The sequence below is a fragment of the Paenibacillus ginsengarvi genome (assembly GCF_003626695.1).
Taxonomy (GTDB): Bacteria; Bacillota; Bacilli; order Paenibacillales; family NBRC-103111; genus Paenibacillus_AB; species Paenibacillus_AB ginsengarvi.
Window position 1 is genome coordinate 62,946 of the sequence record NZ_RBAH01000022.1, and the last position, 23,791, is coordinate 86,736.

Here is a 23,791-nt window from a genome sequence, read left to right on the forward strand (position 1 = left end):
GTAGAGAACATATGCTATAAGATGAAGAACTCTGGCTATTTCATTATAGGGCAGGATCTCTACAATTTACAGTAGGAGGGGTTGCATAATGGAATACACTGCACTAGGCCGAACCGGGCTTCGCGTATCCAGGCTCGGATTAGGCGGCGCGCCGCTGGCCGGAGATTTCGGACCTACCGATGAGCGTGAGGTCGAGAAGATGATCCATGAGGCGATCGATGGCGGCATCAATCTGATCGACACGGCTCCGCGTTATGGCCGGGGGGAATCGGAACGGAGGATCGGTCGTGCGCTGAGGGGCGGGAAACGCAATCAGGTTATTCTCGCCTCGAAAGCAGTTGGACCGGATGAGTCGTTCGGCTATGAGGGGACGATCCGCTCCGTCGAACAAAGCCTCAAGCGGCTGGAAACCGATTGGATCGATCTGCTGCAAATACACGATGCCGAGCAGGCGCCGTTTGAAATGATTGTGGGCGAGACGCTTCCGGCGCTCGAGAGGCTTCGAGAGGACGGCAAAATCCGGTTTATCGGCATCTCGACCCGGGTTTTGCAACTTCTAATGCAATTCGTCAATTTGGACCGGTTTGACACGATCCAGTTTTATGCGCGGTACATGCTGATCGATCATACGGCCAAGGACGAGCTGCTTCCGCTGACCTTGGAGAAAGGGATCGGCGTTATCAACGGCAGCGTGCTCGGTCTCGGGCTGCTGGCCGACACGCCTGCGCCGTTCATGAACCGGGCTATCGTGGAGGAAGCGGCATCGCGCATCGAGCAGCTGCGTTTTTTGCGCAAGCGGGAGCCGTACGGGCTTGTCGAGCCTGCCATGCGTTTCAGCCTGACGCAGCCGGCCATTCACGTTACGCTCACCGGTGCAGCGACTTCTGAAGTGCTCCGTACGAACATGGCGTATTGCGACGGAAAGGGACTGGAGCCGGAAGAACTGGCCCGGGTGTACGCCCTGTTCCAGGGCAAGAAGCTGTTCAAAGAGTAGGAGGAGGGGCGCAAGGTGAAGGAACAGGGAAACGAGATGCCGCGAATCGAGGCGACAGAACGCATGGTGCCCCCGGAGTGGGCGCTGCGGGAACAGTGGCTGTTCGCCAGTTTGAACCAAGCGGCGAAGGAATTTGTCGGGCGTTATACCGAGCCGGACGGCACATTGATCTGGCAGAAGGAATGGCCTGGGATGGACGGCTCGGACGACCCTTACGAAGGCTTTATGAATTTGGCGCTGCTTTACGTGCTGGGGGGAAACAGGGAGCTGTACGAGGTATCGCGGCGTATATGGGAAGCCATTACGTGGCAATGGACGGAGTACGGGCAGATTCATCGGGAATTCGACGCGTACTACGATTGGATGCATCACGGCGAAGGTTATTTATTTCTGTACTTCCTCGGGCTGGCGGGTCCGGCCACACGGAAAGACCAGCAGCGGTCGGTCCGTTTTGCCCATATGTATACGGGGGACGATCCGGACGCCCCGAACTACGATAAAGCGCTGCGGCTTATCCGTTCGCCTCTGAACGGGAGCAAGGGGCCTCGCTTTACCGTGTCGGAGGAGGATTGGAGCACGCATCGCGGTATCTTGGACCACTACCCGGCACCGTATGAGGACATCCCGGGCGTCGACTGTGCAAGCGGCAAATGCGCCTGGTCGGACGACGAGGTGTACCGGCAGCTGATCGCAGCGATGAACGAGCGGATGAACCGAGGGGACGTCCCCTTGAACTTGAACGCCACCGGTTTGCTCGCGCACGCCTTCATGCATACGGGAGAGGAGACGTTCCGCGAATGGGTGACGGATTACCTCTCCGCCTGGGAGGAGAGAACCTTCCGCAACGGCGGAATCATTCCGGACAATATCGGTTTATCTGGCCAAATCGGCGAGTACAATGACGGCAAATGGTGGGGCGGTTATTACGGCTGGAGATGGCCGCACGGCTTTATGACGATTATCGAGCCGCTTACGAACGCTTGCATGAACGCCGTTTTGCTGACGGGAGAGATGAGCCGTCTGACGCTGGCGCGTTCCCAGCTTGATGCGAACTGGGAACTGCGCCGGGAAGTGAACGGACAGATGCTCGTGCCGAACAAGCACGGGGATAACGGCTGGAACGATTGGCGGAAGCCGCTGCTTAAATATCCGATTTATTTGTGGACGATGTCGATGGCGGACGAAGATTTGCAGCGGATCGAACGGATTCCCCGGGATCACGATTGGAATGAAGTGATCGTGCCGGTCGTATCGGGAAGGGACAGCCGGACCGGGAGGGAGACGAAGCACTATATCGGCAATACGGAGCCGTGGTTCCAGTATATTCGCGGCCATAATCCGGGTTATCCGGAAGCGATCTTGACCGCCAATATGGAGCTGGTCGGCCGTCAGCTGGAGAAGATGCGCTCGGAGCAGGGCGATCCCGCGAATTGGCGCAGCGGCTTCCACGAAGGGGACTTTTCCAGCATCCATATCTGGCAGGAGATGTGCCCGCTGTACTTCGAGGCGCTCGTTCAGTTGACGCTGGGCGGACCGATGCATATCTCGCACGGCGGCTTGCAGCATGCGCGGGTACGCTACTTCGACGCTCAGGAGCGGCGTCCGGGTCTTCCACCGGGGGTATCGGCGCTCGTAGAAGCGCTAACTGCCGACAGCGCTACGCTTCAGCTATGCAACACGAGCCTGTTCAACGAACGGGAGGTTGTCATTCAGGCGGGGACGTTCGGGGAGCACCGGTTCACGACTGCCCAGCGGCTTGGGACCGACAACCGCCCGCAAAGGGAGGCTGCCGAGGTCCAGGGCAAGTGGCTGGCCGTTCTTCTGAAACCCGGAGCGGGTATACGGCTGCGTCTCGATATGGAGCGGTATGTTCATGCTCCAAGCTATGAAGGACCCTGGGAGAATCGCAGCTCATCGGATCCACTTTTACTCGGCAGGAGCGCACAAGGAGGTGGAGCGGCATGTACGTAGACAGTCACGTCCATTTCTGGCAGCCCGCACGCGGCGATTACGGCTGGCTGAAACCGGACAATTCGCTGCTTTACCGGGATTACTTGCCGGAGCAGCTGCTTCCGGAGCTTCGTACGTACGGGATCGAGGGGCTTGTCGTTGTCCAGGCGGCCCCTACCCCCGAGGAGGCGGCTTATTTGCTCGAATTGACGCAGCATAGTCCGGTGACGGCGGCTGTTAGCGGCGGACTCGATCCGTTCGCGGACGGCTTTGCCGCGCAGCTCCGGTCGCTGCAAGCACATTCTCGCTTCATCGGCGTCAGGATGAACGGCAGCGCCTTTGGGGACGGGCGCTCGGCGGATGAACGGGGTAAGATGCGGGAAGCACTCGACCAATTGCTGCAAGCCGGGATGACGCTGGACTTGCTTGCCCGGCCGGACGATCTGCCGGACGTTGCAGCGTACCTGGAGGCGGTGCCTGCGCTAAAGTCTGTCATCAATCATCTGGGCTGCCCGGCCGTTCGGGAGCAGCGGATGGAGCCGTGGCGTACCGGCATGGAGCGGTTGTCGCAGCTACCGGGCGTGGCGGTTAAGCTTTCCGGTATGATCACGATGGCGGGCGGTTTCGATCCGGCTTTGCTCCGGCCATACGCTCACGAACTGGTGAAGCTGTTTGGCGCAGACCGTCTGCTCTTCGGCAGCGATTGGCCGGTTGCACTGCAAACCGGCGGCTACGGGGACGTCGTGGCTTTGTTCGAAGTGCTGCTGCCGGATGAACTGACCGAGGAGGAGAAAGGAAGGATCCGCGCAGGGAACGCCCGGCGGATTTACCGGATCGAATGATGATAACGAGACGGATGTATCGCGCGCAGGTAAAGGAAGGGGCTAGAGAAGACTTCGTTCTGGCGCTTGAGGAAAACGGTTCCCGTTGGGAAAAGGAGCTCCGCGATTTGGGGCTAATAAACGGCTGCTTGTTCGAGAAGAAAGGCGGTGTATTCGTCTATGCCGAGTATGCGGCGAATAGCTTCGAATGGGAATGGCCTGGCCGTTGCCGGAAACTGCTGGAGATCTGGCCGGGGGAGAAGGGCGCCCGCTTAGAGGTGCCTATGCTGGATATTTATCATGACGGGGAGGCGGGAGCGCAGGAAGTTGGCATCGGACGCGCTGGTAGGGAGCGGCTCGGCTCGCTGGCCCGGCTGAAGCCGGAGCTGTTCGCGAGTTACGTCTTTTACCATTATGCCAAGCAGGAGGAGACGCCGGGGAGCTTCAACCCGACCTATATCATCGGCGCGCACGAAAATATCCTGTTCTCGTATCAGGAACTACCGGCGCCGAAGGGCGAAAGCCGGGCGACTCGAAGAACGTGGCCGGCGCCTGTCGCTCCGGACAATTGGCACGAAACGATGCAGCCGCATTTTCTCCCCTGGTCGGATGGAGAGCGCGGACCCGTTCTGTGGGAAAAAATGAGCATGCTGCTTTCCTTTGGCGAATAACTTTGCGATAATATCAACTGCTGAAGTTATTCGAAGTCCAATCATCGTTAGTGGAGGAGGGGACTTATGGACAAGGAGAAGCTCATCCGCAAGTTCGATCATCAATCTCCTATTTACGAAGCGAGAAGAAAGCGGCAAACGGAACGAGAATGGCGGAAAACATTGATCGGATGCGCCAAAGGGAACGTTCTGGAGGTTGCTGTCGGCGCCGGAGCGAATTTTTGCTTTTACCCCAAGGATGTGGAAGTGACTGCTGTCGATTTCAGCGGCGCTATGTTGTCCAAGGCCAAGGAGTCCGCAGCGGCCAGCCATGTTAGGGCTACCTTCATGGAGTCCGACATCGAATCGATATCGTTTCCCGATAACGCATTCGATACGATTGTATCGACATTGTCCTTTTGCGGTTACGAAAACCCGGTTCGAATGCTGGAAGCCTTTAGCAGGTGGTGCAAACCGGACGGTCAAATCTTGTTAATGGAGCACGGTCTCAGCTCCAACCGTCTTATAGGCGGCGCTCAGAAGCTCGTCGATCCGATCTTTCGGCGCGCTGTGGGCTGCCATCTGGATCGCAATATGATCGCCATTTTTCAGCAGTCGCCGATTCAGATCCGCCGGATGGAGCGTTACATGCTAAGTACGATTCATTTGGTATGGGCTTCACCGATTAAAAATGGGCGTTAACTCATACAGGCAGCCGACAATTAGCGGCTGCCTTTTTTCTCGCACGAAGTTCTATCTCCTTAGAAGGGAGCGCCAAGCCGTAACGGATCAGGTCGCATCCGGCTCTTTCCGTTTCCCCAAGGCACTCTGCTCCGCTGCCTGAAGCAGCCGGTATTGCCCCGGCGTATGCCCCGTGCGCGACTTGAACAGCTTATTAAAGTAACTGACGTTCGAATAGCCGATTTCCCGGCAAACGTCCTCGAGCGTATACTTCGGCAGCCGCAGCAGTTCGCAGGCCCGCCCGATGCGAAGATGAATCAAATAATCGTTGATCGTTGTGCCGGTAGCCTCCTTGAAGATGCGGCTCAAAAACGAGGTGCTTCGCTGTACGTGCTGCGCTACCGATTCGATCGTAATATTGTTGTTGTAGTTCATCTCCATAAATTCGGTGGCGAGCTGCAGCGTCCTATCGTTCAGCTTCAGCCGTTTTTCCCGGTTATGGGCAATAATCCGGGCGCACAGATCCGTAAGGCGCGTCTCCATATCGCGAATCGTCTGAATGCCGGTCAAGGCGAACGATTTCTCGCCAAATACGACGGACATATCCCCTCCGGTTTGGACGAGCGTTTTGACGACTTCTCCGCTGAGCTGGAAGAAAAGCTGCTGCACATTGGCTTTTCCCAGCCTGCGGGCGGTTACCTCCTGCGTAATCCGGCTAATCTGCTCCGCGCACTCCGCTTCGTCCAGCTGCAGCAGCGCCTGAAGAAGCTTCGTTTCCAGCTCGTATGGGTAATAGTAAGTTTCATCATCCTGCTTCCAGCTGTTTACGATCGCATGGGGCACAATTTCCCCCTTGCCGACATACATCTTGAGGCTGAGCGCTTCGACCGATTCCTCGTAAGCCGTATTAGCCGCCTGCACGCCGGTGTGGATGCGGCTGATCCCGAACGTTGCTGTCATGCCGTAGCGGCGCTCAATCGCCCGCTGCAGCTTTCTGGCCAGCTCGATAAGAGCTTCGTCCTCACCGGACGGTACGGAATGGATAATAACCGTCCGTTCATCGTCGATGGCAAAAATGTCCCCCTCGATTTCCGGTTCGAGCTCATCGATAACGCCGTACTGCAGCAGATGAAAGCGGAGCTTTCCGGTCGAATCGTGAAGCGTTGCGGGCTCCTCCAGCTCGAGGGTGAGAATGGCAAAACGCGTGAAGTCCTGCCTTAATCCGAGCAGCTCCGCTGCGTCCTTTTCAAGCCCGAAGGTAGCCGGAGAAATCGCTTTCCCTTTGACGAGATCGCTCAAATATTTCTCCTTGATCGCCGGCCGGTTCGCTCCGAGCAGCGTCTCCACCCGCGTTTTCTCATGCAAAATCGTCTCCTGGCTGTGCCGCAGCCATTCGAACGATTGCCGAATAAAGCTCGCTTCGTCGGCAGGAGGCGCAGCTGAATCCCGAATCGCTCCGGTTTCGGAGGAGGAGCCTGCCGCCGCATTGGAACCGTTAATATAAGCCACGACGTTTTTCAATGGGCGGTAAAGGCGCTGAGAAATGAAAAAGGATAAAACCAGAGCAACCGTCACATAAAGACCGGCAACGGCCGCCACGATAATTTTAATCCGGTTCAGGCCTTGCAGCAGTATGGATTGCTTGGTTAAATTAACAAATTTCCAGCCGGTCAGCTCGGAAGTCGTATAGGTGACGATCCAATGGCGATCGAAGAAGTACGATCCGCTTCCTGCTTCGGATAAAGTCGCAGGGTCAAGCTGTGACGCCAGCTGCACGGCGTCGTCGGTTTCGCTGTACAGCAGCTCGCCGCTTGGGCCGAGCACGACGGTCGTACCTTTTTTGTTGCGGTAATGGCCGAGATAGTCCTTGAACAGCATATCGAGCTTCAGATTGATTAAGATAGTTCCTTCGACAGGACCAATGAGCGGCATTTTCTGCATTAAGCTGGTGGCAGATTTCCCTTGTGCAAATCCGTTCGAGCGTCCGGTGAGCCAGACCGTCCGGCTTCCTGTATCCTTATTCATTTCGGGCAACCAAGAACGGTCGATGAACGAGGACAACGGCGACATTTTCATATCGGAACGGGAAGTCAGAACGAGATCCTGTTTGCCGTAGGCGAGATAGATCGAGTCCACATACGGGCTCAGCTTCTGCTGCTCATCCACGACCCGGGACAGGTCGATCAGCGAGCCGACGCTTAGCTTGTCGTTAATCGTATTGAACAGGTACGATTGAGTCATAATCATGCTGGAGGCGATATTTTTGACGGCGTTTAGTTCTTTATGGATCAGCTCGCGCTGCTGCTCCAGGATCGATTGATTATACTCGATCGAGTTTTGAATGCTCGTATCGGCGGAAATCGTATACGTGACCGTGGAGATCAGGATGACGGTGACAAGGACGATGACCGTCATGGACAGCAACAGCTTGACGAATAAGGAACGATTGCGGATTCCTAGACGACCGATCATTCTGACCCCCCTTTGTCTCTGTTAGCGTTTTCACTCGCGCACGTCAAAATTATAGCACAGATCGTCAAGACGGGAAGGCGAGAGGCGAATAACATACGAAAAATCGGATAACACAATGGCCGGAAACAGACCCGAGAAGCGAAAAACATAACCGGAATCGAATGAAATGATTGTGCTGGAGCCGTCTGCGGACTATCGTAGGGAATGTAACCGTTCGCAAGTCCCGGCCGGACACGATTGCGGGAAAACGATATACCATTTAAGAGCAGGGGGAAATTGCAGTGGTCTATACAAAAATGAAACCTGTCGCGCTTTCCGTGATAGCAGCCAGTATGGCGGTCGGTCTTCTCAGCGGATGCACCTCGGATAACCAGAAGAATAGCGCCGAAGCGGGTTCCGGCGGCGCAGCCAAACCGATCGAGATTAAATGGGGGATTCACTTCCAGGCGACGGCGGTCGTTGCCGATACGCAAGTGCAAAAATGGCTGGAGCAAAATTCAATGTGAAAATCAAACCGGTCAAGGTGACCGACGCCAGCATCGCTTCCGGTGATGTGCCGGATCTGTTCATGCTCGGAGATCCTGCCAATGTATCCGCTTACCAGGGACAAGGCGTGCTTTTGAACATCGACCCGAATATGGTGAAGGAAAAGATGCCAGAGTATTACAAGGACGTAGAGCAGTCGAAGGCGCTGTTCCAGACGGTAACATTCGGCGACAAGCTGTGGGCGATCCCGATGTATATCGATCTGAAGCCTTACGATATGACGATGCTGTGGCGCAAAGACTGGCTGGATAAGGTAGGCATCACAAAGCTGCCGGAGACGCTCGAGGAGTTCGAGAAGGCGATCTATGCGTTTGCGAAGCAGGACCCCGACGGAAACGGCAAAAACGATACGTACGGTCTGACGGGAACGGCGACGTCGACCTGGTCGACCGGGTTTTATTCGGTGTTCGGCGCTTACGGCGTAGAGCCTACGCTGTGGCAGGAGAAGAACGGTCAGATCGTTAACGGCTCCATTATGCCGGAGGCGAAGGATGCCCTTGCCAAGCTGCGCCAGTGGTACGTGGACGGCGTCATCGATCCGGAATTTATAACCGATACGCAGGATACGTACCGCAAGAAGCTGTACAACAACCGGATCGGCGCCATCGAGGAGCAGATCGGCAGAGCTGCGCTCGAAGACGGGGCGACCATCGTCTCGATGAAGGACGTAAACCCTAGTGCAAAGCTTGCGATCAGCAAAAATCCGGTAGGCCCGGGCGGCAGCGGCAACTGGGACTGGGGCGTCAAGAGCAATTATGTCGTGATCGGCAACAAAGTGAAGGACGATCCCGCGAAGCTGAACAAAATATTCGAGATTTTGCGGGCGCAGAGCAGCGACGAAGAGACGATCAACATGACGAGTATGGGAGTAAAAGGAACGAACTGGGATTTTGCAACCAGCGGAACGACCTCGGGAGCAACGAAATATTTGCCCGGCTTCGAGAAGCAGGAGCAGCGCGATTCGATTGGCGTCCGGCTGTTCTCGCTCGGCAACATTACGACCCGCAGCTATCGCGACAAATATTCGAATCCGAAGCTGAACGAAGCGGTCCGCACGTACTCGTCCGCACCGCACTGGACCGATGCGCTGCTGTTCGCGGCGCTGCCTTCGGACGGCAAGTATAAGAAAGATTTGACCGCGCTGACGCAAAAATATTTCGCCCAATTCATCAGCGGAGAAATCCCGCTCAGCGACTTCGACAAATATGTTGCGGAATGGAAAGCGAAGGGCGGGAACGATCTAACCAAGGAAGCAAACGAAATGTACCAGAAGCAGTTCAAAAAATAATCAGCTTGCCAAGCGATTTCACGTTCGCGGCGGAGGCGCACTGCCTTCGCGCGGACGGATCGAATTCGGCTTAAGGAAGTGCACACAGGACAATGAAGACCGTCATCAAGCATCGGGAGCTGCTTGCGCTCTATTTGTTTGCATTCGCTTTTTTCCTTGTATTCAAGTTCGGTCCGCTATACGGGGTATCGATCGCCTTCAAAGATTTTCGCGTTATCGACGGCATCTGGAGCAGTCCGTGGGTGGGGCTGAAGCATTTTGAAGCGTTGTTTCAAACGGACGATTTTTACCGGCTGCTCAAAAATACGCTGCTGCTGAATTTGTATTTGCTGCTGTTCGCTTTTCCGGCGCCGATTGCACTGGCGCTGCTGCTGAACGAGATCCGATCGCGCTTTTTTCAGCGTTTCGTGCAGATTACGATGTATTTGCCGCATTTTGTGTCGTGGGTCATTATGTCGGGTCTCGTCATTTACTTTTTGTCCCCGACGACGGGCGTCGTGGCCTCTATCGTCGAATGGTTCGGAGGAAAGCCGGTTTTTTATATGGGGCAGAAACAATACTTTCGCTCGATCATTGTCGCATCGGCCATTCTGAAAGATATCGGCTGGAGCTCAATCATCTACTTCGCCGCACTCGCCGGCATCCATCCGGAGCTGCACGAATCGGCGACCATCGATGGGGCGAACCGCTGGCAGCGCATGCTCCATATCAGCATTCCGTCGATTATGCCGACTGTGTCGATCCTGTTTATTCTCAGTCTCGGCGGCTTTTTGAGCGCCAACTTCGAACAAATCATCAATTTGCTCAACCCCGTCACCTTCGACACCGGTGATGTCATTGATACTTATGTGTATCGCGTCGGTCTTCAGCAATTCCAATACAGTTACACCGCCGCGATCGGGCTGTTCAAATCGCTGGTAGGGCTGCTGCTCATCCTGGGGGCGAACTTCACGGTACGTAGGCTGAGCCGCGGGGAGAGCGGCCTATGGTAAGAGGCAGGAGGAAGGTAGCATGAGAAACGGAAGCTGGCCGGATAAGCTGGCTGTTAGCTTGATCTATATCGTACTGGGCCTACTCGCGATCGTTGTCGTTTATCCGTTCATTCATGTGCTGTCGGTTTCGTTCAGCGGGCGGGGGGAGGCTCTGCGCAGCGGCTTCCATTGGATTCCAAGGCAGCCGACGCTTGCCGCTTACAAGGAAGTCATCACGTATCCGTTCATCTGGACGGGATACGCGAATACGCTCTTCCGCATGGTCGTCGGAACGGCGTTGACGCTGCTCGTCACTGTATGCGCGGCTTATCCGCTATCGCGCAAGGATTTTCCGTGGAAACGGGTGCTCGTGCTGCTGCTGCTGTTCACGATGATATTCGATGGAGGGATCGTGCCGAATTATTTGCTGATGAAAGATTTGCATCTGCTTAATACACGGTGGGTCTACGTGCTGCCGCATGCGGCGAATGCGTTCCAGGTGCTGGTCATGATCTCGTTCTTCCGTTCGATTCCGGATGCGCTTATCGAAGCGGCGCGGATCGATGGAGCTCGCGACCTGCGCATTCTCACCCGGATCTTATTGCCGCTTTCGATGCCTGCGCTTGTAACGATCGGACTGTGGTCGCTTGTATATCATATCAATGCTTTCAGTGACAACCTGCTCTACGTGACGGATCAAACGAAATTCGTCCTGCAGCAGATCGTCCGCCAAATCTTGATCGAGAACCGTCTGGACCCGTTTACGTCGGCGGTGAACGAGATTCCGCCTGCGCCGGAAAGCCTAAAAATGGCGGCGGTCATCGTGTCCGTGCTGCCGGTGTTGGTGGTGTACCCGTTCCTGCTTCGTTATTTTGAAAAAGGGACGATGATCGGTTCGGTGAAAGGATAGCGGGCCGCTTCGCCGTCCATTGGCAGAAAGAGAAAGGCATGGGTTCCGATCTTACCGGGCCCACGCCTTTTTTTGGTCAGAAGCAGGTTTGCAAGAAATCATACCCTGTATCGAGCACTTCCTTCGGCGGACGATGACCGCTGGCATGATTGATAAACAGGTACTGCGACGATTCGGAATAGCCGGCCTTCTTGATCATATCGTGCGCCTCATCGCTGTCGGATTCTCCTGCGATCAGGACAAACGGCTTCAATCCGCCTAAACGCAGAAGCTCCGCATGGTCCATATCGGCTGCCTTCAGTTCACCCAGCTTCTCTCCCCAGTACCACGGCTTCGACCAGTTCGTCCGGTCCCATTCCAGTCCGAAGTCGCTGCCCAGTATCGCTTTGATCCGGTCGTCCAGACAGCCGGTATACAAAGCCATTTTACCGCCAAGCGAGTGCCCGGCTATAGCAATCCGGTTGCGATCGACCCTAGGATCGTTGCACAAAAGGTCCACGAGAAGCTGCGTATCCGCAATCAGTTTGCCGATACCGGTCCATCCGGGATGGTCGCTCAGCAAGGCTTCGGCGGATAGCAGCCAGCGCGAGAAATCTTGACGATCCAGCTCAAGCTCCCGGTAAGTCAGGTGATAGGCCTCCGCCGTCACGGCAATGTACCCGCGCCGAACAAGATGAAGAGCCATCGCTATATCAGGCTCGTCCGTACGCTCAAGTGTGTCGAGCTTATAACCGGCCATCAGGTCGGGGGAGTAAAACGGAACGACTACCGCCGGCCGTTTTCCGCCCATCGTTTTCGGAAGCATAAGCAGCGTCCGCTGTGTTGTACCCGGTCCGTTTGCCTGCTCGTACAGTTCTCCGGCGAATTCGTCCGTCTCGAATTTGCGAACAAGCCGCAGCTCATGCTCGTACTCGTAAGGATACGGATTGCCGATCTTATCCAGCCAGTTTTGAATCAGACTGTTGGGTTTGTCCATCCCAATTCAATTCTCCTTGTTCCTGTATACGAATGAAAATAAGAGGGGGAAATAGGCACCTCGAACATTAGATTCTCCACAAGGAAGGCATTCCCTCCTTGGATCCTAATAATCCATTAGTAAATGCCATATGTTAGCCAAGCCAAGTACGACGCTACGGCCGAGGCTGATCGGGTCATAGTTGCTGCAAAAAGAAACGGTGACGGCCCCTATTGTCGGCGCGACGAAGCTATCGCATCTCGAAGAGGCCGCAGCGGCTCTTTCGGTCAAGCTGACACCTGGGGAAGTGGCCTCGCTGGAAGAGCCGTATGTGCCTCACCGGGTTGTTGGGGCGCTATAGCCGGGTACGCCAAACGGCGACTAAGGATTAACCCGCCATATGCCTTCACCCCACTCGGTTTCTCCCTGCTTCACGACCTCGATGATCAAGCCGCGCCCGTAGTCGGCTGGAAAACCGAGGACGTAATCCGGCTGCCCGGTATAATATTCGTACAAACGCAGCTCAAACAAATAAGTGCGATCGTCGACCCGGCGTTTTCCGGACAATTCGAACGTCATATGCTGCGGACTCGATGTGCCGCGGAAGTAGGCGTCGAGCGCGAGCGGGTCTTGTCCGGCTTTCCATTCGTCCGTCACCCATTTCAACCCGCTGTCCGGGTCGCGGTGCGCCCAGGCTGCCGCAAATTCGTTAGCCGCTTGCAGCGCAAACAAATAGTCGCGGGTGACGGGCGGAGAAGGAAGAGCGGCAGTCATACCGTCCGAGGTTTTCACTTCTTCGAGCGGTATCATCGAGGCGAGTACGTACAGCAATTGCTCCTTATCGAACGGTTTTGCCGTAATAATGGACATATAGGTCGATCCCCGCTGAACATACCATTCGCCGCCGCCCTCCGCCGGTCCGATCCACTCCGCCGTAAAGCCGGGGAAATATCGTTTCTCGCCTGTAACGGACTGATCCTCCTCATGCAGACGCAAATCCGCTCTGGACTCGTAAATGGCGAAGTGGGGATAAGTCAGTTTGAGAGTTCCTTCGCGATTCATCGCCGCTGCGGCTTCGACCGAATAATCGGTCGCAATCCCTTGCCGCGGTACGTATGGATCGAAGAGACGAAGCCGGTCGGCCTGCTCGCGAATTTGCTTCACATCGCCTGGTGTATAGGGGATCGTGACGAAGCGGTCGGATTCGAATTCTTCCGCCGAATACGTAGCGAAGCTTAGTATTCCTTCCGCTTTAAGCCAGTACAGCTTAACCCGTTCTTGTCCGAAATACGCCGCTATCGCGCCTTCTCTGGTCAAGATGACGGCATCGGCCCGGAGCGCCTCGTTTAACTGGCATCGTTCGATATGTCCGTCCTTCAGCCGGTAGACGGATAAGCCGGGAATCGTGCCTGAGCTTGCGATGACTTCCTCTTGTCCGTCATGATCGATGTCGTATTCCGAGGCGTGCCCTTCGTCAACGAGCAGCAGCGGTTTCGGCACTCCGTCCGAAATGTCGATGTAACGCGTCATCGAGGCGGCCGCTCCGACCGCTCCTTTTATTTGGATCGTTTCTTTGCCGAACAGGAACAAGTCCTGAATCTGCACAGGTTCATCCGATAGGCCGGCGACCGCTCCCAAGTCGTAGGTGATGCCGTCTAGCTCCAGCGCCGCATGAACATAAAAGGAATCGTCCGAGCGCTCGTAAAGAATGACTTTCGTTTTGCCTGAACCGGTTCCGGCAATAAGAGGCACTTCTTTGACAAGGCGGTGATCCGGTCCCAGTCCGTCCGGTAAAAGGCGAACGTCTCCTCTGTTCGTATACGTTTGCCACGGCAGCTCCCGTAAGCCGATATCGGAGATATCCGCCGTATTTGCGGCTATAGGAGCCGTTTGTGCCGACACGGGGTTCGCGTTATTCTCAGCCGCCGCCGATTTGCCGCCCTCCGCGAAGCTTCCGCAAGCGGCCGACAAAAGAAAGGCGGCGGTTACGGCTGACAGCAGCTTAACCGTCATACCAATCACTCCCATTTCGTTATACTAAAAATTGGACGTGATTCCCTCAGGAAAAGTTTGAAGTAATGGTCAGATGCGAGGAAGTCATAAGAGGAAAGAAGGTGAATGGCATCATGGCGACGACGATTGCTAACATCAGTTCCACGGGATTTAGCGGAACAGCAAAACATAAAAATCAGATCTACCGGAGGGAAGCACCGTTTTTCCGCAACAGGCCGTTTGGTCGATTGCGGGGAGCGGTGCTTGTGCGTTGTTCAAGCAAGTTGGGGTTGACAAAACCGTTAAAACGCTTCACCGAACCCCCTCGATCCGAAGCTTCTTACCCCGCCGACGGAAGACCGGATAGCCTTGTGCAAAGTCCAGATCGCCAATAGTCAGAAGAGGAACCGCTGCGATAGTCTTAGAATATGCAAACGCTTACGGTCATTCAATCATGAGGAGAGATTAATGATGGAGGACAAGAAAATAAGCCGTCGAACGCTGCTCGGCACGGCAGGAGCGGCAGGGGCGCTGCTAGTCGCAGGGGGGCTGCTGCTGCATAACAATGTACATGCAGCAGGCGAGGTACAGCTGATAGCGGTCGATGACATCGCAGCACTGAAAGCGCTGGCGCAGCCCGAGGAAGGTCAGATCGTCCTGACGCGCGGGTACTACGCCGCGAACGACGGTGGAGGCGCCTGGTATCGCATTGTCGCGAGCACTAGCTACACGGGGACGCCGGACGGTTATGTGGATCATACTGTGGGTGCAACGGGCAAGGTGGCGGTGATGGACCTGTCGAACGGCATCGATATGCTGCAAGCCGGCGTCCAGTCCGGAGTCGACTGTACGGCTCGTGTTCGTGCGGCTTATGCGAAAAATGCGAGGTTGTACACGTACACGGGGGATATGGCGCCGATCATCGATTGCGACGATCCGAATTACCCGACGACGCGCAACAATGGCGGCATTCGGCCTCCGAACCACAGCGAGCATGTGTTTGACGGACGATTCCGGTTTCAGGCGAAAACATCTTCACTCGACCGCTATACCTTGTTTAACCTTCAGGCCTGCGAACGGGTTACGATGCGGCGGCCGTGGGTCATTGGCGACATCGAGACGCATCAGGGAACGACCGGCGAATGGGGATACGGGTTTTACATGGCGGGAGGAGCGCAGCATGTGACCCTTGTCGAAGGAAAGGCCGAGAAGTTTTGGGGAGACGGTTATTTTATCGGGGTAGCGGAAGACAAAAATACGATGCAGACCGCACCGGAGCATATTACGCTCGAAAACTGTATCGCGGATTCGAACCGCAGACAAGGCCTGTCGATTACGGCGGTTAAGCATGGCCGTATTATAGGCGGCGAGTATCGCAATACGGGGAAAATAGCTTCAACGCCGCCCTCGTATGGAATTGACATCGAGCCGGATAACCATGCAAGCGCTTATATCGATGTAGCTTTGACCGACGTAGTGACACGAGGCAATTCGCGCGGCGGCATTCAATTCGTGCCGGGGTATTTATCCGCAGCGAATGTGGTGAATCCCTTTTATAACGTGTATGTAAGCAACTATCATTCGGTCGAGGACGGCAATGTCGGCGCGATGCGATTTGCGTATCCGGACTTATCCAGCAGCATCAATATCAATCGGAAGCTGTTCGGCAGTATCGTCATCGAGAAGGCGACGATCGAACGGCCGGTTACCAAAGGAGTGGACTGGAGCAGATGGATACGGAATGCGCCGGAAGTGATTGCATCCGATGTAACCGTGCTCGATCCGAACACAGCCGGCATTGCCGCCCCGACGAATCATGCCCGTTGCGCATTTTCGCTGGAAATTGTGGCGGACAATGTAAGCAAAGGAATGCAGACGATCGGGATAGTAACGCTTATTCGACCCAGAGCGATCGATACGCGCGCAACGCCGAAAATGATGGCGCCGTTCTGGATCCAAACGGCTCCCGGTTCTTCGATTCAGCGGCTGCGTGTCCTTGACCCGGCAAGCGAGAACGATCTGGACGGGAATAAAGGCTTTCTTCGCATCAATGCGGCCGATGGCGTAACGGTGGGTTATGTAGGAGACCGTCCCGTCCAATTGCTCGATCAGCCGTTAACGATTACCGACGGCATGTGGGCTGGTTATGAGCTGCGTTTGCCCGCGGCCGCGTCAGGTATCGTCGAAGTGCAGCTACCGCCTGCCGCTGTGTCGCTTGGCTTGACGTATACGATCGTGAATGCCTCGCAGGCGGGCGGTCAGGTGCGGATCAAAGCGAACGGGGCGGACCAACTGAAGCGAAACGGAGCGGCGGGCAGTGCTGCGCAGATCGTAGATGCACAGGAAGCGTATACGGTAAAGGCCCATATGCCTGGTCTGTGGTTGCTGCTGGATCAAATCTAATAAGAAATGGGGAATAAAGATGGAGAACCGGAAATTAAGCCGACGAGCCTTGCTTAGCACGCTTGGGATTGCAGGCGGGACGGTGCTGGCGGGGAGTATGCTGACGTTTAATCGCGCCGAAGCGGCGAGCTTGTCGTGTGTGCAGGTGGACACGGTAGCAGAGATGCGGCTGTTAAGCAGCGTCGATGAGGGACAGTGGGTCCGGACAAGCGGCTACTATGCAGCGGGCGACGGCGGAGGCGCTTGCTACCGCATGGTTGCGAGCACGAGCTATACGGGGACGCCGGACGGATTCGTGGATCATGCACTAAGCGCTGCGGGTAAAGTAGCCGTGATGGATCTATCGAAAGGTATCGATATGCTGCAAGCCGGCGTCCAGTCCGGGGTCGATTGTACGGCTCGCGTTCGTGCGGCATATGCGAAAAATGCGAGGACGTACACCTACACGGGAGATATGGCGCCGATCATCGATTGCGACGATCCGAATTATCCGGCGTCCAAGTTTGCCGGCGGCATTTTCCCGCCAAGCTTCAGCCGCCACCTGTTCGACGGACAGTTCCGCTTTCAGGCGAAAGGGAGCGCGAACGGGGAATATATCCTGTTTAATTTTCAAGGCCGGGAGCATGTGACGATGTATCGCCCGCGGGTTATCGGCGATGTGGGTACGACGCATACGGGCACAGGCGGCGAATGGGGCTTCGGGTTTTACATCGTATCCGGCGCGAAGCATATTACGATTCAAGACGGATGGGCGGAGAAGTTTTGGGGCGACGGATATTACATCGGGGTTTATCCCGCGAATCCGACTTTGCCGATTCCGGAGCATATTACGCTGGAAAATTGCGTGGCCGATAACAACCGCAGGCAAGGCTTATCGATTACGGCCGGGCGCTGCTGCCGCATCATCGGCGGGGAGTATCGCAATACGGGGAATATCGCCTGGACGGGACCGGCGTTCGGTATTGATATTGAGCCGAATGCGCAGGCCAAGTCGTATGTCGATGTGTCTCTGATCGATGTGACGACGCGTAATAACAAAATGGGCGGTCTGGAGCTTGTGCCCGGCTTCCTGTCCCGTTCCGTTGTAGAGGAGCCGTTCTTCAATGTATACGTATCGAACTTTCGTTCCATAGACGACGGGCAGAACGGCGCGATCAAATTCAACAACCCGGCTCCGAGCACTCCCGCCGAGCTGCAAAAAACGATTCGCGGGCAAATCGTGATCGAAACGGCCATGATTGTGCGGCCCAAACGCAAAGGGGTAGAATGGGGGCGCTGGGGCAAGCATTCCCCGGTTGTCATAGCTACGGACGTGATGGTGCAGGACCCGAACGAAGAAGGGGTGACCGGGGTCAGTTATACGCTGCAAAGCGCATTCGTTCTCACCTTGACAGCGGACGATGTCACCAAAGGGATGACGCACACCGGCCGCATTACGCTTATTCGTCCCCGCGCCGTTGACACACGCTCCACACCGAGGATGAGGGCGCCGTTCTGGATGCAGACGGCTCCGGGTTCGTCCGTGCAGCGGATGACGATCGTAGACGGCTTCGGAGAGAACGACCTGGACGGCAACAAAGGATTTATGCGGGTTAATGAGGCTGGTAGCGTGACCGTGCGTTATACCGGGGATCGCCCCTTGAAGCTGCTGGATTCGCCGCTTGTTTGCGCATCGGGCATATGGGCCGGATACGAGCTGCGTTTGCCCGAGACAGCGACGGGCGTGCTCGATGTGGAACTGCCTGTTTCGTCCGTGTCGCTTGGTTTGACGTATACGATCGTTAACGCCTCGCAGGCGGGCGGTCAAGTGCGGATCAAGGCGGGCGGAGCGGATCAATTGAAGCTGAATGGCGCAGCCGCAGCGGCGTCGTGGATCGTCGAGCCGCAGGAGCGATACGCCGCGAACGCGAGTTTGCCCGGCATATGGTCCCTGTCGGACACGCTGTGATTCCACCGCAACCGGCAGACGAGCTGTCTCCTTCGAGGAGGCGGCTCTGTTTGTCTTGATCTTGCCCGCTTATTGACGAAGCTGTAAGGGACTGGTATTTTTTAATCAAGGATAAATAAACGGAGAACAGAGGAGGGATGAAGGTTGGAGATCAAAACCATGTCCTACTACAAGCACCCTCGCGATTTTCCATTCTGGATCAAGCGCAATCGCCATGACAAGTTCGACAGCCCGCCGCTGCACGGGCATGAATTTGTAGAATTGATCTATGTGGAGTCCGGGCAGGCGACCCACCTCTTCCAGGACATCTCCTACGAGGTGCGGGCCGGCGATATTTTTATTATTAACCCGGGGGAAGCTCACGGGTACTCGATCCAGGACGGACAGCATATTGTCGTGACGAATTGCTTGTTCGACCCGGGGTTTATCCCAACCTCGCTATTGCGTGAGCTGCGCCTGTCCGATGCGCTGGACTTTTTCTACGTGCAGCCGTTTCTGAACAAGGAAGCCCGGTTTCATCACAAGCTGAACCTGCGCGGCTCCATCGAGGATGTAGTCCGCTCCGGTCTGAAAGAACTGCACCAGGAGCTGGTGCAGGCCCGTCCCGGTTACCAGGCGGTCGTTCAGCTGCGAATGACGGAGCTGTTCATTTTGCTGTCCCGCTACTATACGGAAGATCAGCAGACGAAGGGAGACAGCGGGTCGAGCGAGCTGCTCGTTCAGCGGATCTGCGGCTATGTCGAACGCCATTATGACGAGCGGATTACCTTGGCTACGCTCTCGGAGCTGTTTCATATCGGGGTGCGCCAGCTGAACCGGTTGTTTCATCGTCACAAAGCGTCAACGGTGATCGAATATGTACACCGGGTACGTATGGAAAAGGCGAAACGGCTGCTCACCGATACGGACGAGAAGATGAACGTTGTCTCCGAGATGGTCGGATACGAAGATGTTGCTTTTTTTAGCAAATTGTTCACCAGAGTCACCGGCATGACGCCCGGCAAATATCGGGAGTTGCATCGCTAACCACTACGGACCGTAGTGGTCTTTTTGTTGCAAAGAATGATGTGCCTGAAATGCGGCCATATGACCGAATCGCCATGTTGGAAGTCAACATCGCCAATGGAGGTTCGGGATCACACCGTTTATGATGAGGTTGGAAGCGCTTCGAAGCATTCAATCTCACTAGTAAAGGGGTCGCAAACCATGAAAAAGAAGTACCGCGCGATTATTCTTCCCGTATTGCTGGGCTCGCTGCTGACGGCATGTTCGTCCGGAAACGGAGGCGGGGGAGGGCAAGCCGGACCGGCTGAAGACGGAAAAACGCCTGCAGCGAAGACGGGGCCGAGCGAGCCTGTGGAGCTCATCTTTTACAGCACGTCCGGCGAAGCGGAAGAAAGCTTCAACAGCAAGTTCGGCGACGTGATCCGCGCCAAGTTCCCGGATTACAAAATCTCGTACTTGCGTCAGGAGCCGGGCTCGCTGATACCGGAGGTGATCATGACGGGACGCCGGGTGGACATTATATACAACGTGTTCGACTACGTGATCGACCCGCTGCTGAATTCGGGCATTGGCTACGACATGACCGATCTGGCCAAAAAACACGGCGTCGATCTGGCCCAGTTCGAGCCTTCGGTCATTGACGGCATACGCCGGGCGGGCGACGGCAAGCTGTATATGCTGCCGACCAGCCTTCAAGTGCCGATGGTATTTTACAACAAAAATTTGTTCAACAAGTTCGGCGTTCCGTTCCCGAAAGACGGCATGAGCTGGGATGAGATGAAGGCGACGTCGCAGAAGCTGACGCGCAAGGACGGCAATGTGCAGTATCTCGGCTTTATCGGTTCGCAGCAATATTCGCTCAAAATGACTCCGTTCTCCGATCCTTATCTGGACGAGAAAACCGGCAAATCGACGTTCGAGCGGGAGACGTGGAAAAAGCTGATCGAGACGATCTTTATCGATACCGACGCGAATAACGGCATGAAAAACTATGTCATCGAGAAAAAAGGACTGCCGACCCGTCTTAACTTTACGAATTCGCAAGATGTGGCGATGCTGCACTTCCACTCGGAATTCCCTGCGGCTGTGCCGAAAGATCTGGAGAAAATCGACTGGGATATGGTGGCCCTCCCGACGTTTCCGGAGCTGAAGGGCGTGGGCGGTCAGGCTACAGCCGTTGCGATGAGCATCACTTCGATGGCCAAAAACAAGGACGCCGCAATGGAAGTCATCAAGTTTTTGACGTCCAAAGAGTCGCAAACGGCCAATTCGAAAAAAGGCATGATGACTGTGCTGAAAGACAAAACAATCGAAGGCGTCTTCGGCAGCGAAAGCCAGTTCAAGGATAAAAACTGGAAGGGCGCGTACTTCAATAAGCTGGCGCCGATCTCGTACAAGTCGACCTACGAGCTGCAGGTGGAAAAGGTGTACACGGCTGCTGTGCTGGATGCGATCCGCGGCGAGAAAGACCTCAACACCGTGCTGCGCGAAACGGCGGAGAAAGCCGACAAGACCGTCGCCGATTTGAAGGCCGCAAGCAAAAAGTAAACCGCCCGGTATGGAAGAACAGTTATTCCGCCCCGGGAGGATGCAGGAGCAAAGGAGATTTTGAGTATGCATAACAGCGATGAACCTGCACGAATGCAGCAGTTCCGGCAGGCATTTATGGAGCCGGCCGACCGTTATTCTCCGATACCGTTCTGGTTCTGGAACGATCAATTGGATCACGGCGAAATCGTGAGGCAGCTGCGCGATTTTTACGACAAAGGGGTTGCGGGATGCGTCATTCATCCCCGCCTCGGCTTGTCCGAGTCGATCCCGTATTTGTCGGACGTTTACATGGATTATGTGGAGACGGCGGTCCGTGAAGCGGCCAGGCTCGGGATGCAAGTGATGCTGTATGACGAGGCGATGTATCCGTCCGGCTCCGCTAACGGCAAGATTGTCGAAACAAACCCGGCATATGCCAGCAGGGCCCTGGCGATGCGAAGGTGGAGCTGTACCGGAGGACGGCTCGAGACGCCGATCGCACTGAAAGACGGGGAGACGGTTTTGGCCGCGCAGGCGGTACGGCATTGCGCGGACGGCACCATCGACCTGACCTCTGTCGCGACGCTCGCGCTGGAGCACGACACTCTCGTGTTCGAGCCGCCGGCTTCGGAAACGTGGTCGGTGCTGCTATTCGTGGAGACTTGGTCGCATGGAAAGATTCGCGGCGTTTACAAAGGGCAGGACGACGGTCAGCCGTTCGCGCCTCGTGCCGCGGATTTGCTCAATCCGGATGCGACGGCGCTGTTCATTGAACTGACGCACGAGGCGTACTACAGACGATTGCATCCGTACTTCGGCGACACGATTATCGCGATGTTTACGGACGAGCCGAACTTATTGGGGCGCGGCCCCGTGAGCGACTTGCGTCCGTGGACGCACGGATTTTTATCTTATGCCGCTGCGTTCGGCTTACAGGAGCGCGATCTGGCCGCCTTGTGGCTGGATGCGGGCGAAACCACGGCGGCGATTCGCTCTTCGTATCAGGCAGCCGTTCATGAACGTACGGTTCAGAGCTACTATCGTCCGTTGTCGGAATGGTGCGCCGCCCACGGGATTCAGTTGACCGGACATCCGGCGCATAGCGACGAGATCGGTCTGCTCGATTATTTCGGACTGCCCGGACAAGATATCGTGTGGCGTTATTTCGAGCCGGGCGACGGTAAGGGCATTACAGGACCGCACAGCACCATGGGCAAATGCAGCTCCGACGCAGCCCGTCACCGCGGCAGAAGGCGCAACTTGAACGAATGCTTCGGCGCTTGCTTTCGCGAGCCGCACGGCTGGAACTTGCCGGCTGACGACATCAAGTGGTACATGGACTGGCTGTTCGTCCGCGGTGTGAATATGCTCGTGCCTCATGCGTTTTACTACTCGCTGTCCGATTTCCGCAAGCACGAGCGTCCGCCGGATGTCGGACCGAACAGCATCTGGTGGCCGCACTATCGCTTGTTCAGCGGGTACATGCGGCGGATGAGCTGGTTGATGACGGACAGCGTGAACGTTACTGACGTCGCCGTGCTGTGCGAGGCGGAGAGGTTGCCTTGGGAAGCGGTTATGTCTCTGTATGAGCATCAGATCGAGTTCAACTATTTGGAGGAGCAGCTGCTCTTGCGGAACAGCGCTATTTCGGACGGGACGATCCGGATCGAGCGGCAAGTCTATAGGACGGTAATCGTCGATCAGCCGCAGCGGTTCCGGTCCGAGACGCGGGAGGCGCTGGAGCGGTTTGCGGACGGCGGGGGTACGGTGCTTGCGCTTGAGGCGAACGACAGTTACGCGCCGTTTGCACGTTTCATTTGTCCTGCAGAGAGGATCGAAGAGCTGGATCTCTTCGCCGATCGGCCGATCCGTCTGGAAGGAGCGGCGTCGTCCGCGATCCGGACGAGCGTCGTTCGCAAAGAAGGCTTCACTTGTTACGTGCTAGTGAACGAAGGCGAAGAACGCTGGGCAGGCCGCGTAACTTTGCGGCACAGCGGTTATGCGGAGCGATGGGATCCGTGGCACGCCGGGACGGAGACGCAAACGGTCGAACGTTTAACCGATTCAAGCGGCATGTCTTTCGCCGCTGCCATCGAGAGGCGACAGGCGATCGTGTATGTGGTCGACGAATCGGCGCCGCCGCAGGAAAGCCCGGTTCAAGATGAGCCAAATCTGCTCGAAACGATTCCGCTTTCCGCACCGTGGACCGTAAGTCTGATCGCGCGGACGTTGCCGGATCAACCGGAGAAGGTAACGTCCGGACTCGAGGAAATTGCTGCGTCGGATGCGCGTGCGGAAGAGCCGTTCGTCTTGACGGCACTGACCGATTGGACGACATGGCCGCAGCTCGCGCATTTGTCCGGGACGATGCAGTACGAGACGGTTTTTGACTGGAGCGAGGAACGGGCTTTGTCCGGCGGCACAGTCCAGCTGGACTTGGGCGAAGCAGGGGAAATGGCGGAGGTGGAGCTGAACGGGGTACCGCAAGGCACCCGGTTCTGGCAGCCTTATGCGTACCATGACGTATCAGGCACGCTGCGAGCAGGGGAGAATACGCTCCGCGTGCGTGTCACCAATAGTTTGGCGAATGTGTTTTGCGAAGCGTCGCTGCCGTCCGGTCTGCTTGGTCCGGTTGTGCTGCGGCGGTACGGTCAAACCGAGTAAAGGCCTAAACA

General features: G+C 56.1%; 17 protein-coding genes and 1 pseudogene. 15 read left to right on the plus strand and 3 right to left on the minus strand.

The window, feature by feature from the left end:
* Window positions 1-88: 88 nt before the first annotated feature.
* From D7M11_RS25345 to D7M11_RS25365, 5 genes are all read left to right on the plus strand, one after another.
* Window positions 89-994, plus strand: a complete 906-nt coding sequence (locus D7M11_RS25345) for an aldo/keto reductase (RefSeq protein ID WP_120750066.1) — start codon at window positions 89-91, stop codon at window positions 992-994.
* A 15-nt stretch (window positions 995-1,009) separates the two neighbouring features.
* Entirely contained in the window at window positions 1,010-2,965 is a 1,956-nt protein-coding gene (locus tag D7M11_RS25350) for a DUF8034 domain-containing protein (protein ID WP_120750067.1), read from the plus strand.
* The gene (locus tag D7M11_RS25355) at window positions 2,956-3,786 is read left to right on the plus strand and encodes an amidohydrolase family protein (protein ID WP_120750068.1); all 831 of its coding nucleotides are present in this window, start codon (window positions 2,956-2,958) and stop codon (window positions 3,784-3,786) included. The genes D7M11_RS25350 and D7M11_RS25355 overlap by 10 nt, the downstream gene beginning before the upstream one ends.
* Window positions 3,783-4,436 (plus strand): hypothetical protein, encoded by a 654-nt coding sequence (locus D7M11_RS25360; RefSeq protein ID WP_120750069.1) that lies wholly within the window; start codon window positions 3,783-3,785, stop codon window positions 4,434-4,436. The genes D7M11_RS25355 and D7M11_RS25360 overlap by 4 nt, the downstream gene beginning before the upstream one ends.
* A gap of 66 nt (window positions 4,437-4,502) precedes the next feature.
* Entirely contained in the window at window positions 4,503-5,117 is a 615-nt protein-coding gene (locus D7M11_RS25365; RefSeq protein ID WP_120750070.1) for a class I SAM-dependent methyltransferase, read from the plus strand.
* 87 nt (window positions 5,118-5,204) lie between these two features.
* On the opposite strand, the gene D7M11_RS25370 is transcribed toward D7M11_RS25365, so the two are convergent.
* Entirely contained in the window at window positions 5,205-7,568 is a 2,364-nt protein-coding gene (locus tag D7M11_RS25370) for a helix-turn-helix domain-containing protein (protein WP_120750071.1), read from the minus strand.
* Between the two features lie 281 nt (window positions 7,569-7,849).
* Here D7M11_RS25370 and D7M11_RS25375 point away from each other — a divergent pair, with 281 nt between their 5' ends.
* The 4 genes from D7M11_RS25375 (at window position 7,850) to D7M11_RS25390 (ending at window position 11,283) form a co-directional block, all read left to right on the plus strand.
* The gene (locus tag D7M11_RS25375; RefSeq protein ID WP_120750072.1) at window positions 7,850-8,074 is read left to right on the plus strand and encodes a hypothetical protein; all 225 of its coding nucleotides are present in this window, start codon (window positions 7,850-7,852) and stop codon (window positions 8,072-8,074) included.
* Window positions 8,071-9,402, plus strand: a complete 1,332-nt coding sequence (locus tag D7M11_RS25380; RefSeq protein WP_120750073.1) for a type 2 periplasmic-binding domain-containing protein — start codon at window positions 8,071-8,073, stop codon at window positions 9,400-9,402. Before D7M11_RS25375 ends, D7M11_RS25380 begins: the two co-directional genes overlap by 4 nt.
* Before the next feature lie 92 nt (window positions 9,403-9,494).
* Complete coding sequence (locus tag D7M11_RS25385; protein ID WP_120750074.1) at window positions 9,495-10,394, plus strand: ABC transporter permease; 900 nt, start codon at window positions 9,495-9,497, stop codon at window positions 10,392-10,394.
* A 19-nt stretch (window positions 10,395-10,413) separates the two neighbouring features.
* Complete coding sequence (locus tag D7M11_RS25390) at window positions 10,414-11,283, plus strand: carbohydrate ABC transporter permease (protein WP_120750075.1); 870 nt, start codon at window positions 10,414-10,416, stop codon at window positions 11,281-11,283.
* A 76-nt stretch (window positions 11,284-11,359) separates the two neighbouring features.
* Here the strand turns inward: D7M11_RS25390 and D7M11_RS25395 are convergent, their stop codons facing one another.
* Window positions 11,360-12,259 carry an alpha/beta hydrolase family protein gene (locus D7M11_RS25395; protein WP_120750076.1) on the minus strand — a complete coding sequence of 300 codons (900 nt, stop codon included), beginning with the start codon at window positions 12,257-12,259 and terminating at the stop codon, window positions 11,360-11,362.
* A 138-nt stretch (window positions 12,260-12,397) separates the two neighbouring features.
* Between D7M11_RS25395 and D7M11_RS25400 the strand changes: the two are divergent.
* Window positions 12,398-12,599 (plus strand): annotated as a pseudogene (locus D7M11_RS25400) (aldo/keto reductase); the annotation flags it as partial.
* Window positions 12,600-12,619: 20 nt separating this feature from the next.
* Here the strand turns inward: D7M11_RS25400 and D7M11_RS25405 are convergent.
* Window positions 12,620-14,251, minus strand: coding sequence for a hypothetical protein (locus tag D7M11_RS25405; protein WP_120750077.1), 1,632 nt, complete (start codon window positions 14,249-14,251; stop codon window positions 12,620-12,622).
* Window positions 14,252-14,698: 447 nt separating this feature from the next.
* Here D7M11_RS25405 and D7M11_RS25410 point away from each other — a divergent pair, with 447 nt between their 5' ends.
* From D7M11_RS25410 to D7M11_RS25430, 5 genes are all read left to right on the plus strand, one after another.
* A complete protein-coding gene (locus D7M11_RS25410) occupies window positions 14,699-16,633 on the plus strand; it encodes a twin-arginine translocation signal domain-containing protein (protein ID WP_120750078.1) in 1,935 nt (644 codons plus the stop codon).
* Window positions 16,634-16,652: 19 nt separating this feature from the next.
* On the plus strand, window positions 16,653-18,581 hold the full coding sequence (locus D7M11_RS25415; RefSeq protein WP_120750079.1) for a hypothetical protein: 1,929 nt from the start codon (window positions 16,653-16,655) through the stop codon (window positions 18,579-18,581).
* A gap of 144 nt (window positions 18,582-18,725) precedes the next feature.
* Window positions 18,726-19,607, plus strand: a complete 882-nt coding sequence (locus tag D7M11_RS25420; RefSeq protein WP_120750080.1) for an AraC family transcriptional regulator — start codon at window positions 18,726-18,728, stop codon at window positions 19,605-19,607.
* Between the two features lie 180 nt (window positions 19,608-19,787).
* Window positions 19,788-21,134, plus strand: coding sequence for an ABC transporter substrate-binding protein (locus D7M11_RS25425; protein WP_158606826.1), 1,347 nt, complete (start codon window positions 19,788-19,790; stop codon window positions 21,132-21,134).
* A gap of 66 nt (window positions 21,135-21,200) precedes the next feature.
* Window positions 21,201-23,780, plus strand: a complete 2,580-nt coding sequence (locus D7M11_RS25430) for a glycosylhydrolase-like jelly roll fold domain-containing protein (RefSeq protein WP_240041302.1) — start codon at window positions 21,201-21,203, stop codon at window positions 23,778-23,780.
* The last annotated feature ends 11 nt before the right edge of the window (window positions 23,781-23,791 follow it).